This is a genomic window from Aneurinibacillus migulanus, from assembly GCF_001274715.1.
Lineage (GTDB): Bacteria > Bacillota > Bacilli > Aneurinibacillales > Aneurinibacillaceae > Aneurinibacillus > Aneurinibacillus migulanus.
The window spans coordinates 2,760,121-2,774,813 of sequence record NZ_LGUG01000004.1 but is presented as its reverse complement, the minus strand read 5'-3'; the positions used below and the strand labels follow the sequence as shown (position 1 = coordinate 2,774,813).

Genomic DNA, 14,693 nt, shown 5'->3' with positions numbered 1-14,693 from the left:
TTTAACAGAGGCAACTATTGAGTAATACGAACAAACATTCCTTTCCAGGAGGATTCAATCTTTCAGAGCGACAAACATAAAATAAAAAAATTATTTCTCTCCTAATAACATTGGAAATGTTTCTGATTTCCCATTCCATTCTACGGTAACTATCCATTTATCCTCGGGATATGCTCTGGCACAACCCTTACACGCACTGCTACTCTTAAGTTCATTTTTTCCTGTCGCTAAATTATCTTTTCCACTTTTTACTACAATGTTGGATTTTTCTACCTTGTAACTAACTTCCCCTATATATTTTATATTCTTATCTTTATACTGTAACGTAAAATCTTCTTTTCTAGAATTAATGTGATTATTTCCGTGTATTTCCAGAGAACTTTTCCAATGCTCTCCTTCACCGCTAAAAGAAAGTATATAGCTTTGCGTGGCACTATTACTACATCCCACAGTAATAACCAAACACGAAAAAAAAGTTACAAAAAATCTCATGACTTTCAAAGTATTCCCTCCTTAACTATATAAATTACACTTGATATTTTGACAGGATAGCGTGGTTGGAAGGAGGCGATCCAGAAAAAAAGAGGTGGGATGCGCCCTGCGCTCCAGCAGAAGAAAAGCAAACATGTCTTTTTCCGACCGCTCCCGCATACCGCCCTTCCTTCTTTTCTTCCCTCTCACCACAAGAATTTGTCGATGTATCAAATCAGATGTATATAGTGTCATAACTGACGATAGTTTGGATTCAATATATAAGAATAGAATAACAACAACGATATATGTTTGATACTATTCTCTAAGGCCTTTAGGTATTTCTATCAAAAGTTAACCAACTTTATTGTAAATGAACAAGAAAGAGGCTGACACCAAAAGGTCATTTTATGTGTCCTTTTGGGTCAGCCCCCTCATTACGTTTACAAGCTATTTATATTCTCTATCCTACTCCTACCTATACTTCTTATATCGTTACCGCTTCTTTTTGCGGTAACAATCCTTTCACGAATTGCCGCTCCTCTTCCGTCAATTCAACGAGCGGCAGACGTACACCACCTACTTCGATGCCTTGCATAGCGAGTGCAGCTTTTACAGGCGTCGGATTAGCAGCAATGAACAATCCTTCGAATATCGGCAGTAGCTTACGGTGCAGCGCACTCGCCTTCGTAAAATTGCCGCTAACGAATGCCTGAATCATTTCCGACATTTCCCTGCCAATCACGTGACTTGCTACGCTCACTATACCTTTACCGCCAACAGACATACAGGGTAACGTCATACCATCGTCGCCGGTATACAATACAAAATCATCAGGTGTCTTTTCAATAATAATAGACATCTGAGCAGTATCGCTATTCGCTTCTTTAATTGCCACAATGTTAGCTACATCGTGTGCCAGGCGTATGGTTGTCTCGGATTTCATATTAATAACGGAGCGACCCGGAATGTTGTACAGCATCACCGGCAGCTTCGTGCTTTTTGCAATCGTTTTGAAATGTTGATATAAACCTTCCTGTGACGGCTTATTGTAATAAGGAACGACCAGCATAATACCGTCTACGCCACACTCTACTGCCTTTTGTGTCAGTTCGATGGATGCAGCTGTGTTGTTGCTGCCTGTACCAGCTACCACCGGTACGCGTCCGTTCACAATCTCTACAACATGACGGAACAAATCTACCTTTTCCTGTCCAGTCAATGTTGGTGATTCCCCGGTCGTACCCGCTACAACAAGCGCGGTCGAACCGGTCGCAATCAAATGTTCTACGAGCACTTCTGTTTGTTTTTTATCAACCTGCAACCCCGAGTCAAACGGCGTCACCATCGCTGTTACCATTCTTCCTAAGTCAATCATTCCAATTCCTCCTTTATCACAAGTTTCGCATTGGCTTATCTACGACTTGTTTCTCCATGCCGGCGCGCGTATCGGAAAAGGGAACTTAACCCACAGCCCGTGTCCACAAAAAACTCTCCTAACCGGATAGGTAGGAGAGTACAGGCAAAGAAAATAAAAACACCTACAACACGGGTCGTAGATGAGATTTGAACATTATGTTCCCCCATCTCCGTATCTCCTGCAAGATAGCGCAACACGCGTATCCGGAAAGTACGCGTGACAGTTCTGTTCCTATTCGGAAACAGCCCCAGCCTGCCTGTCTAGAGAATCCAGGCAAACTTCGGCGGTCTTCCCTTTCCCCTGCGTTCCTCGATGTTCTCCCCATCTCCCACAGCGTACTCTTGAAGCCCGCGACCTCTACCTCATCAGAGTGTTGATGAGGTTTTACGAATATAAAGTTGTATTGATGCTAGTATATTGGACTTCCTGCCTCTGGTCAAGGGAAAATTGGGGAAATGATGGACAGGCCATTCAATCGGACGTTTTTTCAATTTCCTCAAGAAATGCTTTCACCAGATTTGTCTGCTCTGCATGAACCGGAGCCACATAAGATAAGCGGCGTGGAAATTGCTGCCCCTGAATCGCAATCATTGCCAGTTCACCATGCTGAATCGGCTTCCGTACTACCCATTTCGAAAGCAGCGTAATGCCCAATCCCGCCGCGACCGCTTCTTTAACTGCCTGGTTGCTGCTGAATGTAATTATTTTTTTCACGCTCAATCCTAACGTACGGATTACATGATCGGAATATACACGGGTACCTGAACCCTCTTCCCGTACAATCCATATTTCGTCCTGTAATGCCTCAGGGACGATAGGGCTGTCGCCTACAAGCGGATGGTTCATCGGTGCTACCAACACCATCTCATCTTTCATAAACGGAACGATTTGCAAATCTTTTTCACTTGTCTGACCTTCGATAAGACCAATATCCATATGCAGCAGCTTCACCGCTTCAGTAATCCGTTGTGTATTACCGATGGTTACTTCCACTTCCACATCAGGATAGCGGTGGCAGAAGTCCGCTAGTAGAACGGGCAAAACATATTCACCAACGGTAAAACTGGCCCCGATATGTAAGGTTCCGGCAATTCGGTGCTGGTGTGTGTAAATGTCTTCTTTCGCTTTTTCGTATAAGTTCAGCATCTGTCTCGCTCGCTCATACAACATTTCTCCTGCCTGGGTCACATACAAATGCTTCGGCGAACGATCGATAAGTTTCGTACCAAATTCGCGCTCAAGCTGCTTAATGTGCAGGCTAACACTAGGCTGAGACAGTCGCAGTATCTCTCCGGCTCGGGTAAAATTTTTCGCTTCCACTACAGTAACAAAGGTACGCAGTCCATCGTAATGCATGATTGCCTCCTAATATCATTAAAAAAGCTAATCTTAAAGATAGAATAACTATATTTTACTTATTATTCAACTGCTTTTATAGTAAAAGTAAACTTATCATACATGAAGCGGGGGATAAAAAATGCAACAAAGTGCAGCCATGCAACAGGCGGCTAGTCAACAGGAAAAAAGAGAAAAAAAGCGGGGTTCTGCCCCTTTTCTGCTGGGACTCGGAATTACACTCGTAATTGCCATTATAGCCAAATATATCGCAATGCTTCCGGTACTCAGCATTATCGGGCAGCTCGTCATCGCCATCCTGCTTGGAATGGTGTGGCGGGCAACACTTCCAGTACCGGGTTCCTCTATGGTTGGAGTGGAATTTGCCAGTAAGAAATTATTACGGTTGGGAATTATTCTGCTGGGAATGCGCTTAAACCTACAGGATATCATTCAAGCAGGGCCCAAAGTATTTGCCGTAGCTGCATTCGATATAGTATTTGCGCTGGTTGTGGTATATGGATTGACCCGCCTGTTCGGCGTAAACCGCAGGCTTGGCATGCTAACAGCATGTGGCACAGCCATTTGTGGTGCGGCGGCGGTAGCAGCGGTAGCCCCACAGGTGAAAGCGGACAAACAAGAAACAGCAGTCGGTGTGGCAACCGTCGCGGTACTAGGTACTTTATTTACATTAGCGTATTCTGTAATATATCCGATACTTGGTCTGACAGAATCCGGCTATGGAGTATTCGCCGGTGGTACGCTCCACGAGATTGCCCATGTAATAGCCGCTGCTGCTGCTGGAGGACAGCAAGCGATGGACATTGCCATCATCGTAAAGCTGACGCGGGTAGCGCTACTTGTTCCAGTGGCTCTTGTAATCGGCTGGTGGTATCATCGGCAAACTAAATACAAAGACGGTGCCTCCCAAGCTGAACGTACACCGCTTGCCATTCCCTGGTTTATCCTTGGCTTTCTTGCTGTGAGCGGAATCAACACGCTAGGTATTGTGCCGCAAAGCATCGCAGCTCAAATCGTAGCGCTTGCGTATCTATTGATCGCAATGGCGATGGCTGGTCTTGGCCTTAACATTGATGCAGGTACGTTAAAGCGAATGGGAATACGACCGTTTTGGGCAGGACTCATTGGCTCGATTCTCCTCTCAATTTTCGGATTTGCACTCGTATATTGGTTAGGCCTTTCCTAACATACCGCCTTATCTCTATCCCCAAAAAAAGGATGCCATACTTTTTGGCATCCTTTTTCTTAAGGGATAGCTGTCCCTAAGACCATGTTAAGTGCAACTAACCATCAACGAAAGAGGAAATCTCCCCCTGATGGACGTTTTACTTTATTATTCATCGGCTAATGGGTGTTGTCCGCCTTCCCACGGGTTTTTGAAGAACACTTCTACATGTTCTTGCTTTACCTCCTGAATCGTTGCAGGATTCCAGCTTGGGTTCCGGTCTTTATCTACCAGCACAGAACGTACACCTTCATAAAAATCATGACTGTGCATAAAATGCATACTCATATTCATCTCCATCCAGAAACAATCAGCAGCCGTCATGCCTTTACCTCGAACAAGCTGCTCCAATGCCACAGCCATTGAAATCGGCGATTTTTCGCGCAGCGTTTTCGCCGTTTCTGCTGCCCATTCATCCCCTTCAGCTGCCGAACGATCGAGGGACGCCAGAATGTCAGCTACTGAATGATGGTTAAAATGGCGATCGACTTTATCCTGCACCTTCGCAAGTGGCGATTCTGGAAGATTGGCCGTCCCGTATTTCGTAAGGATTTCGGTCAATCTGGCGCTGATCTGTTCACGGTTCCCTACCTGTGTCCAATCTTCTATCTGTACGTCGTTCTTCAGCTCAGTCCACTGTTCGGATTGGATATAATAATCGGCCGCACCAAGATAGATTGCGTCTGCTCCGTTGAATAGGTGGGCCGTCAATGCCAGATAACGTCCCATCTGACCCGGCATCTGGTTCAAGAAATAGCTACCGCCTACATCAGGAAAGAAACCAATATTCATCTCAGGCATAGATAATTTCGAGCGCTCAGTCACCACACGATGGCTCGCAAAAATCGATACGCCGATACCGCCGCCCATAACGATACCATTCATATAGGCGAGAACCGGTTTCGTGTAGCGATGTAAAGCCAGGTTCATTTTATATTCAATAGAGAAGAATTGCAGCGCATATTCTTCTACATTATCGTCGCGCTTATCATAAAACGAGCGCATATCACCGCCCGCGCATAATCCTTTCTCGCCTGCCCCTTCGATCAAGACAAGAGAGACGGATGGGTTATGCTCCCACTCGGCAAGTTTTTTGCCGATTTCATCAACCATATACAAAGACAAGGCATTCAAGGCTTTCGGTCGATTCAGCAGAATATGTCCGATACCTTTCTCTACATAGAATAAAACTTCATTGTTCGTTTGTACTGTGTTCTCCACTCTGTATGACCTCCTATTCGTCTGCACTATTCTGTATCTTTTCGACAAAGCTCCGTTAAAATCCTTTTTCGTCGGCGCATCGACCAATACAGAGGTGCCTACAAGACTAAGCGATTATAGATAGGAGGCAGGCTTCATTTTATTTCTTCTTTATAAAATCGTTCCCCTGATTCCGGATGGTAATACACCCGCATTTTTTTATCTGTGGTCGGGTCGATCATTATCTCCTCGGTTTTTTCAAAACCGGGAGGCACTTCATCCCCCTGCTTGCTTTTAAAACGTTTATCCCAAATGAACCACGAAAGCAAAACAATGCTAATGAAAAGGAGCAATTGAATACCAATATATCCGGTGGCAAGATTTAGCCAATTCATGATTCAACAGGCTCGGCTATGACAGCTGTGCCATACGCAACGATTTCACTCATGTTGGCGCCGATTTCTCCAGAGTCGAAACGCATCATAATAATCGCATTCGCCCCCATCGCTTGTGCATTTTTTACCATCCGGTCAAGCGCCTGTTTACGTGCATCTTCAAGCATTTCCGTATATTGGTTAATTTCGCCCCCGACAAGTCCTTTTAATGCCGCAGTAATATCTTTCCCCAATCCCCTTGCCCGTACCGTCAAACCAAATACCGGCCCTTTTATTTCCTTTATCTGATAATTGGCGATATTTTCCGTGGTTACGATTATCATATGTTTTCTCCTCACATTTCCATCATTATCATTATCGATATTAATAATATTTTAGAATGTAAAATCTGTCAATGATTTCGATAGCCACTCTAATAAAAAAACCGGAAAGCAAGAATATCCTGCCCTCCGGTTTATCTACGTTTGTTTAATTACCAGCTTGCTTTTTTCACGCCCGGCAAATGTCCTTGATAAGCCAGGTCGCGAATGCAAATCCGGCATAGCTTAAATTTGCGGTATACGGAATGCGGACGGCCACAGCGCTCGCAACGAGTATAAGCCTGTACTTTAAATTTTGGCTTCCGCTGTGATTTTATAATCATCGATTTTTTTGCCATAACTTCCTCCTTTAATTTGTGAATAGTATATATGCTAAACCTACTGTGATATATAAATATAAAAACATGCAATACTATTTATCATAGCACTTCTGATGAATGATTGCAAAACATATGCCTAACTCTTCTGGGCCTCAATTTCTTCCACAAGCATGTTCAGCTCAGCCCAACGTTCCACTTTGGCTTCCAATTCAGCATCAACTTTCTCTTTCTCCTCGGTCAATGTGGCGAGTTTACCATAATCGCTCCCTGTCTGTGCCATGTCTTTCTCAAGCGCTTCGCTTCGCTGCTCCAACTCGCTAATTTCCTGCTCAATCGTCTCAAACTCCAGCTTTTCTTTATAAGTAAGACGACGCGGCTTTTCTTTTTTCTCCCGGGATACCGCTTCCTTTGCCTCCCGGTGTTCATTCATTGATTTTTGGCTTTCTTCATGTTTTCGAGCATCCAGGTATTCGCTATAATTGCCGTTGTATTCTTTAATGAGCCCGTTGCCTTCAAAAGCAAACAAGCGATCCGCCGTCCGATCGAGGAAATAGCGATCATGCGATACGGTAATAACGACACCTGGGAAATTCTCAAGATAATCTTCGAGAATCGAAAGCGTCTGGATATCAAGATCATTCGTTGGTTCGTCAAGCAGCAGCACATTAGGCTCCCCCATCAGTACGCGAAGCAAATATAGCCGTCGCTTCTCCCCGCCGGATAGACGTCCAATTAGCGTACCGTGTGCTTCAGGGGCAAATAGAAAGCGTTCCAGCATCTGTCCGGCAGACAATGTCTTGCCGTCTGCCAGGTGGATCACATGCCCGGCTTCTTTAATATAGTCGATCACACGCTGTTTTTCATCCATCTCCGTATTCTCCTGGCCATAGTAGCCCAGGCGCACGGTCGGCCCCAGCACCGCCTCCCCTGTGTTCGGCGCAAGCTTACCGGTAATAATCTTCAATAACGTAGATTTGCCGCTACCGTTCGGTCCGACAATACCAACGCGATCGCCTGGCACAGCAATATAGCTGAAATCGTGAATAAGTGTCCGTCCATCGAACGCTGCCGATATGTGATCAAGCTCGATAATTTTTTTGCCCAGGCGTTGTGATTTCAGTTCGATTTCGAGTGTTTGTTGTTGGGCCTGCGGCTTATTTTCTTGCAGTTGATGAACGCGGTCAATGCGCGCTTTCTGCTTCGTCGTACGGGCTTTTGCGCCCCGGCGTAGCCAGGCGAGTTCACGCCGCAATATATTCTGACGAGTCGCCTCTGTCGCTGCTTCTCGTTCTTCTCGCTCTGCTTTCTTTTCGAGGAAATAGGTGTAGTTGCCATCATATGAATACAGACTTCCTCGATCGAGCTCTACAATCCGGTTTACTACACGATCCAGAAAATAGCGATCATGCGTAATCAGTAACAGTGCACCTTTAAAGCGTGATAAATAGCCTTCCAACCACTCTACCGTCTCATTATCGATATGGTTCGTCGGTTCATCGAGAATCAGCAAGTCCGCAGGGTTAATTAATGCACGTGCCATCGCCACCCGTTTACGCTGTCCTCCAGATAGCAGACGCACCCCCGCAGAGAAATGATGAATGCCGAGACGCGTCAAAATCGTTTTTGCATTCGTCTCTACATCCCAAGCCCCCATACGATCCATTCGCTCGCTTAAGTCGGCCAGCTTTTGCTGTAGCTTTTCGTTCCCCGGATCGCCACTAATTCGCTCAATCGTCTGTTCGTACTCTTTTACCAATTGCATAAGTGGCGAATCTCCAGCAAAAATCTGGTCGAGCACTGTTCCTTCTTCTTCGAATACCGGATTCTGCGGCAGGAATTCTACACGCATCCGATTGCCTGTCGTTACCGTTCCCCCATCTGGCGGGACGATACCGGCCAGTACTTTTAGAAGGGTAGATTTGCCTGTACCATTCACACCGATAATACCGATTCGCTCCCCTTTTTGGATGCCAAGCGAAATATTATTAAATAATGTTTTCATGCCATACGATTTAGAAATGCTTTCTGCTGTTAGAATGTTCATAGCCGTAATTGTCCTTTTTCTTGAAAAATTTTATCGCCGTTATACAACTCCTTCTCTAATTATAAAATAAAACTTCACTCAGCGGGGGTTTTCTTCATCTACCGCTGATAGTTCGTTGCACGTATCGGGCGTATTTCGGAAAAATAAAACTTTTCAGCTAGCCATCGTATAGTACAATGAAAGAGAGGAGGCGGTGTGATGTATAGCGATAACATAAAAATAGTTGATTCGAAAACAAGCACAGACGGGAGCCTCAAGGTAGAAGTTTTGGAATTTGATAATTTGGCAGGCTTTCATAATGCCTCGATGGCATCTAGCTTGTATTATGCACGCCGTAATGGGGTAAAGCTTCATCAGATTAAAGCAACGCTTAATGAAGGAAGCTTTACGGTGGAACAAGGTGCACTTCAATACCTAAAAGGTCGGATAGCGCTCCAGAATACGACGGGTGGCATGGCAGGCATGGCCCAGCGTTTGCTGAACAGCGCTATGACGAAAGAAGCCGTGTTCCGGCCTACGTATATGGGAACCGGTGAGATTTATCTCGAACCTTCATTTGGACATTATGCGATTATTCCGGTTGCTAACCAGCGAGTCGTTCTGGATAAAGGCATCTATTTCGCAGGCGATTCTTCATTAAAGATAACAAGCGTGGTACAGAAGAATGTATCTTCTGCCCTGTTTGGTGGCGAAGGCTTGTTTCAGACAGAAGTATCCGGCTCTGGACTGTTAATTATCAACTCTCCGGTGCCTCTCAATGAAGTTCATATTGTTGAGCTGCAAAATGATCGCCTGCAAGTAGATGGTACGTTTGCATTTGCACGCATCGGAGACATCTCCTTCTCCGTAGAACGCTCGGCTAAATCGATGGTAGGCAGTATGACGAGCGGTGATGGCTTACTACAGACCTTTGAAGGAACTGGGCAAGTGTGGCTTGCTCCTACACTTCCCGTATACCATAACTTCTTCTCTCCTTTTCCGGGAAAAAGCTAATTTGAATGACAGGAAAAAGAGGCTGACTTAAAAGGTTGTTTGGTCTCAAATGGAATACAATATATAGGTTGCTTACTGTTTTTTATGCGTATATACTGTATCGAAGAAGGGTGCCTCATCACTTTTGGGTCACCCTCTCTTAACAACTAACTTTTAGTATCGTTTCTTTTTTGTTTACATAAAAAAAATTATGGTTATTTTTGTTTCTTTCCCCGATTGTAATCAAGTAACACTTCTATCGACGGAGGTCTTCCTGCTCTTTGGACCAGGATAAAAAAGGAGGGTATGTTAAAACTCATATGAAAAGAATATTTCTTTCTCTTTTGCTATCAAGCTTATTTCTGTCTGCATGTACGAATGAACAAATTCCCGCAACAAAGAGTCTAAAGAAAATAGAGAACCTTACTATCAAAATGAATGGCGCAAGTCTGCATTGGAGTATCGAAGGATATACATGTACTATGACTAAAGACAAAATAGAATTCGGAAATGGAACGATCCGTTACATTGGAGCCGATCCACTTCCAGATAATCAGGAGTTCGTTTTTTTTGAGTTAGGTTTCTATACGGGAAAAGGAGATACTATTCAGCGCAATTCAGCTACCGGAGTCAACCTTAGTTTTCCGAATGGTATGCAAAAAATCGGTTCCATTAAAAGCAGTCCCGATCCATATTCCTCTATTCAGGCTGAAGACGTAAAAAATTCGTATGCAATTGTAAAGTGGTCCGATAAAGACGGTAAAGAGCAACAAGAAAAAATCGAATTAAAACCTGAAGAAAAGCAGTAAAGCATCACAAAAAATAGCTGATGAACCGCGAATGTATTCGTGAATCATCAGCTTTATTGTCTGCATCACTACTCGGGCAGAGGGTTATATACACGTTCTTCTTCTACTTCTCCCTGTTTCGAATAAATAAACAGTCGACTTGGCTTGTGCTTCTCAGCTTCCTGCTCTCCTTCGTACACGGCCGCGGCTTTATGGGGGAAATCGCGTACTTTCTGCTTCTCTTCTGCATCTTGCTTCATCAATTGCCAGCCCGTACTTTCCTCATCCTTGTCCTCTTTCTCTACAATATACACTGTCTCCATTTCTCCAACAGTCGGCTTATTGCGAATGAGGTCTAAAATCAGTTTTCCATCCGTACAGCCACCGTTCGGATAACTCATCGGCAAAGCCGCGAAAAACACGGTATAAAAGGAAAAGTAAATAAACTGATAATAATAGATGCTGGGCTCCCATACACCTGATTCAACCAATCCGTTCACAAATAAAGCAGAAACGCTATTAAAAATAATGCCTCCAGCATAAATAAGCCCATTAGTAAAGCGGTTATTAAACCGCAATTTTTCATAATAACACTCGCCGTTCATGAAATAGTATTTACGCAATTCAAAGATACCGAATTTATATAGAGTATCCCCGGCCCCTACAGCTACTCTGACTTTCTTTCCCCCGACTATTTTGGCGAAAAAAACGTGGCCAGCTTCATGCAATAGCGTTACAATCGGTAGGATAAGAAAGAAGGAAATGAGGAATTTGATAATATCCACCAATCCAAACATTACGTTTCCCACCTTTCTTTTCTTCTGTTTTACATTAAACAGAATTCCTCTTATCTCTCCCATCGAAACACAAAAAGAAAAAAAGGTATATTTAACCTAATTACATACTTGCTGTCTATACAGCAATAATAAACAGGCATTGTAAACGTCCGGTTTCTTGTCCATAAAAAAGACCCGGGCGCCTACGCGCTTTCCCGGGTCTTCCCTATTTCTTATCCCCCGCTTACCGGAGGCAGAAATGCCACTTCATCTCCATCTCGGAGCGTTTCTTCTACATTAGCGAATTCCTGATTAACCGCCACCATAGCAGCAGGGATATGGGGTGCAAGCATCGGATACCGTTCCCCAAGCCATTTCTTCACATCCGCTGTCGACATTCCCTCCATCCAGGGCAGTTCAATTGTCTCTTCGCCTGCCTCCTCTGCCATTGCCGCGAAAAGCTTAATCATAATCATGACTCATGTCCTCCCATATCCGGCTTTCCGGTCGGATATGCTCTCGTCTCTTTCTGATCTCCGATCCATGCTTCGCCGTCTTCCCAGTGTTCTTTTTTCCAAATCGGCACAATTTCTTTAATTCGCTCGATTGCATAGCGCGAATACTCATACGAGTCTGCGCGATGTGGTGTTGCAACCGCGATGACGACGGCAATATCGCTAATAGCAAGTCGCCCTATACGGTGCGTGATAGCAATGCGTGCATCTGGGCACTTCTCCTTGATTTCCTGGCCAATGCGTGTCAATTGACTTTCTGCCATCTCCTTATAAGCAGCGTATTCTAAATATAGCGTCCGCTTCCCTTTTGTCAACTCCCGCACCGTGCCCACGAACAAATTTACAGCGCCGCAGTTCGGATGGACGACTTTATTCATCACCTGTTCGACCGGAATCGCTTCTTCAATAATCTCGAATAATTTCATCGTGTCTCTCCTTTGAGATGCGCCAGCAGAACGCCGGCAATGCTTTCGATGTCATTGACATCATACTGGGGATACCCTATCTCTTCGAATCGCTCCCAGCTTGCAACCGCTAGTACAGATGTAACATCCTCCATAAGCTTGACATGTTCCGAATGACGAAGCACGACGATTTTCGGATAATCCGCAAACTTGTATCCTTCAATCAGAACGATGTCCATATCTTTGTAAAGGGGTAGCAACTCTTCAATCTTACGATACTCCTGTATCATAATAGCTGTTTTCTGCACTGATGTAATAGAGACGATAGATGCGCCCGCCTCTCGATGCTTCCATGTGTCTTTGCCCGGCTTATCAACCTCAAAAGTATGGGCGTCATGTTTAATTGTGCCGATTCGATATCCTTGTGCGCTCAAATAAGTGATAAGTCTAGTAATAAGCGTCGTCTTGCCGCTATCAGAATAGCCGACGACTTGCAATATGGGTGGATACCGTTCTTCCTGTGACATATTTCTCTCCCCTATGGTTATTCTCCAACATTGTACGGAAGCTGTAAAATCGTAACCGTATCACCTTTGCCAACACCGCTCCCCCCTGGCGGGATACGCATCAGGCAGTTCGCGTCCGTAATGTTGGTAACAACGCCCGATTTATCCCGTCCGACCGGATAGACGACAACACGTCCGTCTTCGATAGTCCAGGAACTGCGGACGAATCGGTCAAACGGAGACGGTTTCTTCATGTCTACGCCCAGTGTGGCTTTCATCTCCTTCAGATGTACTTCCGGTTTGCCCTGCATCGCTGCCAGCAGCGGACGGACAAACAGCTCGAATCCTACGAAACAAGCGCCTGGGTTACCGGACAATCCAAAAATAAACGTATCGTTATAGCGTGCTGCTGATGTGACACTACCCGGACGCATCGCGATTTTGTTAAATAGCAATTGCGCATCGAGCCTATTGAATACTTCTACCATAATATCAAAATCTCCGACCGAAACACCGCCTGACGTAATGAGCATGTCCGTTTCCTCAAGAATCATAAGGATGCGCTCCACTGCCTTATCAGGGTCATCCTCAAGATTGCCGTATAGAATAGGCACTCCCCCCGCCTGGCGTACCTGGCTTGCGGTCATGTAGCTGTTGCTGTTGCGAATTTTTCCATAGCGTAACGGCTCTTCTGGCATGAGAAGTTCCGAACCTGTCGCAAGGATGCCGATTCTCGGTAAACGGTATACCGGAACCTCTGCATAGCCGAACGTCGCGAGTATCGCCATCTCTCCGGGACCAATGCGCTTTCCGGCTTCAATGAGCAAGTCCCCCGCTTTTTTTTCTTCACCAAGCTCGATAATATTTTCCCCTGGCTCCATCTCTTTCTTCACGCCGACATAACGCTCCACACGTGCTTCATTCTCGGTTGTCATCTCGAACATGATAACACAGTCGGCCCCTTCTGGAATTGCCGCACCCGTCATGATCCGAGCGGCTTGTCCAGCCCCGACCGTAAATGTGGGTTCATCGCCACAGGCGATGGCTCCTACAACCTCTAACTCTATCGGCATAGCAGGCGTAGCGCCGCTCGTATCTTCAGCTCGTACTGCAAATCCGTCATACGGCGACTTCGGAAAATGAGGCACATCATTCGTAGCCCGTATCGGCTCAGCTAGACGGCGCCCTTCGCTCTCAAGAAGAGGAATCCTTTCGACTTGGTTTCTTTCGGCAAATGCAAGCACACGTTCTCTTGCTTCTTCTACCTGAATCGGCTCACGATGAAATCTCATACTCTCTCCCCTTTTTGAAATTGGTTATAATCTTGTACAGTATTTATATTGCAAAAAGGATCGGTTGGAAAATGCGGTGTCGCATCCCAGGCGAACGCACGCCCACCGTCGATTAAATCAAACATTCTTCTGTGTCCATCCTTAAGAAGCGTTTTAGCAAGCGGCCATATACGTCGATGGTATAGAGCGCACAGCGGGTGCGCTCTTCCATTCCACACAGGGTAGATAATGTCATATTCCGTTTGTAACATGGATGCCCTATCATATAATCGAAGCACCACATCTACCGTCAATGCAGGCATATCGCATGCTACGATGAACAAAATATCGGAAGTTGCGACACGCATCGCGGTCACAATGCCGCCTAGCGGTCCTTGTCCCGGGATATCATCAGGATAAACAGGTACTTCATCTGGTATCATATCCAACCGCTCCGGATGATTGGATATGATGATGCAGCGGTCTGTTACCGGGATAAGCAGATGTCGTGTACGCTCAATTAACGGCATCCCTTCCACGGGTAGCAACTCTTTCGGCTTCCCCATACGGGAACTTTGTCCACCAGCCAGAATAACCCCTTCCATCCTGTTCGCCCCTTCTTTGTTAGTGATTTCATCTTCTATTGTAGCGCATTTTATGTGACAAGCCTATTAAAGATGCGCTTACACACCAATTTGTTTCAAAGCAAA

At 45.2% G+C, this 14,693-nt stretch carries 18 protein-coding genes and 1 riboswitch; of the genes, 3 read left to right on the top strand and 15 right to left on the bottom strand.

The genetic code is table 11. The features are described from left to right. Nucleotides 1-90 precede the first annotated feature (90 nt). The 4 genes from AF333_RS34165 to AF333_RS15175 all read right to left on the bottom strand — a co-directional run bounded on the left by AF333_RS34165 (nt 91) and on the right by AF333_RS15175 (nt 3,247). Nucleotides 91-501: a hypothetical protein gene (locus AF333_RS34165; protein ID WP_043066593.1), complete on the bottom strand. Its 411-nt coding sequence runs from the start codon at nt 499-501 to the stop codon at nt 91-93. Between the two features lie 12 nt (nt 502-513). Continuing rightward, nucleotides 514-705, bottom strand: coding sequence for a hypothetical protein (locus tag AF333_RS35350; protein ID WP_235496477.1), 192 nt, complete (start codon nt 703-705; stop codon nt 514-516). 253 nt (nt 706-958) lie between these two features. Then, nucleotides 959-1,849: a 4-hydroxy-tetrahydrodipicolinate synthase gene (gene dapA / locus AF333_RS15180; protein WP_043066592.1), complete on the bottom strand. Its 891-nt coding sequence runs from the start codon at nt 1,847-1,849 to the stop codon at nt 959-961. Nucleotides 1,850-2,069: 220 nt separating this feature from the next. Continuing rightward, nucleotides 2,070-2,259: riboswitch (Lysine riboswitch) on the bottom strand. Nucleotides 2,260-2,362: 103 nt separating this feature from the next. Next, nucleotides 2,363-3,247 carry a LysR family transcriptional regulator gene (locus AF333_RS15175; protein WP_043066591.1) on the bottom strand — a complete coding sequence of 295 codons (885 nt, stop codon included), beginning with the start codon at nt 3,245-3,247 and terminating at the stop codon, nt 2,363-2,365. A 139-nt stretch (nt 3,248-3,386) separates the two neighbouring features. Here AF333_RS15175 and AF333_RS15170 point away from each other — a divergent pair, with 139 nt between their 5' ends. Then, nucleotides 3,387-4,433, top strand: a complete 1,047-nt coding sequence (locus AF333_RS15170; RefSeq protein ID WP_139189019.1) for a YeiH family protein — start codon at nt 3,387-3,389, stop codon at nt 4,431-4,433. A gap of 147 nt (nt 4,434-4,580) precedes the next feature. Here AF333_RS15170 and AF333_RS15165 read toward each other — a convergent pair whose 3' ends face one another. From AF333_RS15165 to AF333_RS15145, 5 genes are all read right to left on the bottom strand, one after another. Then, a complete protein-coding gene (locus tag AF333_RS15165; RefSeq protein WP_043066589.1) occupies nt 4,581-5,693 on the bottom strand; it encodes an enoyl-CoA hydratase/isomerase family protein in 1,113 nt (370 codons plus the stop codon). A gap of 134 nt (nt 5,694-5,827) precedes the next feature. Further along, on the bottom strand, nt 5,828-6,067 hold the full coding sequence (locus AF333_RS15160; RefSeq protein WP_043066588.1) for a hypothetical protein: 240 nt from the start codon (nt 6,065-6,067) through the stop codon (nt 5,828-5,830). After that, nucleotides 6,064-6,390 carry a YbjQ family protein gene (locus AF333_RS15155; protein ID WP_043066587.1) on the bottom strand — a complete coding sequence of 109 codons (327 nt, stop codon included), beginning with the start codon at nt 6,388-6,390 and terminating at the stop codon, nt 6,064-6,066. The genes AF333_RS15160 and AF333_RS15155 overlap by 4 nt, the downstream gene beginning before the upstream one ends. Before the next feature lie 149 nt (nt 6,391-6,539). Then, the gene (locus AF333_RS15150; RefSeq protein ID WP_043066586.1) at nt 6,540-6,725 is read right to left on the bottom strand and encodes a type Z 30S ribosomal protein S14; all 186 of its coding nucleotides are present in this window, start codon (nt 6,723-6,725) and stop codon (nt 6,540-6,542) included. 118 nt (nt 6,726-6,843) lie between these two features. Then, nucleotides 6,844-8,751, bottom strand: coding sequence for an ABC-F family ATP-binding cassette domain-containing protein (locus tag AF333_RS15145; RefSeq protein ID WP_043066585.1), 1,908 nt, complete (start codon nt 8,749-8,751; stop codon nt 6,844-6,846). A 198-nt stretch (nt 8,752-8,949) separates the two neighbouring features. On the opposite strand from AF333_RS15145, the gene AF333_RS15140 reads away from it, so the two are divergent. Next, the gene (locus AF333_RS15140) at nt 8,950-9,744 is read left to right on the top strand and encodes an AIM24 family protein (RefSeq protein ID WP_043066584.1); all 795 of its coding nucleotides are present in this window, start codon (nt 8,950-8,952) and stop codon (nt 9,742-9,744) included. Between the two features lie 461 nt (nt 9,745-10,205). Next, nucleotides 10,206-10,532, top strand: coding sequence for a hypothetical protein (locus tag AF333_RS32850; protein WP_139189016.1), 327 nt, complete (start codon nt 10,206-10,208; stop codon nt 10,530-10,532). Nucleotides 10,533-10,600: 68 nt separating this feature from the next. Here the strand turns inward: AF333_RS32850 and AF333_RS32845 are convergent, their stop codons facing one another. The 6 genes from AF333_RS32845 to mobA all read right to left on the bottom strand — a co-directional run bounded on the left by AF333_RS32845 (nt 10,601) and on the right by mobA (nt 14,588). Continuing rightward, nucleotides 10,601-11,308, bottom strand: coding sequence for a site-2 protease family protein (locus AF333_RS32845; protein WP_043066582.1), 708 nt, complete (start codon nt 11,306-11,308; stop codon nt 10,601-10,603). 212 nt (nt 11,309-11,520) lie between these two features. Then, a complete protein-coding gene (gene moaD / locus AF333_RS15125; protein ID WP_043066581.1) occupies nt 11,521-11,763 on the bottom strand; it encodes a molybdopterin converting factor subunit 1 in 243 nt (80 codons plus the stop codon). Beyond that, nucleotides 11,760-12,227 carry a molybdenum cofactor biosynthesis protein MoaE gene (locus tag AF333_RS15120; RefSeq protein WP_043066580.1) on the bottom strand — a complete coding sequence of 156 codons (468 nt, stop codon included), beginning with the start codon at nt 12,225-12,227 and terminating at the stop codon, nt 11,760-11,762. The genes moaD and AF333_RS15120 overlap by 4 nt, the downstream gene beginning before the upstream one ends. Continuing rightward, nucleotides 12,224-12,733, bottom strand: a complete 510-nt coding sequence (mobB, locus tag AF333_RS15115; protein ID WP_043066579.1) for a molybdopterin-guanine dinucleotide biosynthesis protein B — start codon at nt 12,731-12,733, stop codon at nt 12,224-12,226. Before mobB ends, AF333_RS15120 begins: the two co-directional genes overlap by 4 nt. A gap of 17 nt (nt 12,734-12,750) precedes the next feature. Continuing rightward, nucleotides 12,751-14,004: a molybdopterin molybdotransferase MoeA gene (locus AF333_RS15110; RefSeq protein WP_043066578.1), complete on the bottom strand. Its 1,254-nt coding sequence runs from the start codon at nt 14,002-14,004 to the stop codon at nt 12,751-12,753. Beyond that, nucleotides 14,001-14,588 carry a molybdenum cofactor guanylyltransferase gene (gene mobA, locus AF333_RS15105; protein ID WP_052520840.1) on the bottom strand — a complete coding sequence of 196 codons (588 nt, stop codon included), beginning with the start codon at nt 14,586-14,588 and terminating at the stop codon, nt 14,001-14,003. Before mobA ends, AF333_RS15110 begins: the two co-directional genes overlap by 4 nt. Nucleotides 14,589-14,693 lie beyond the last annotated feature (105 nt).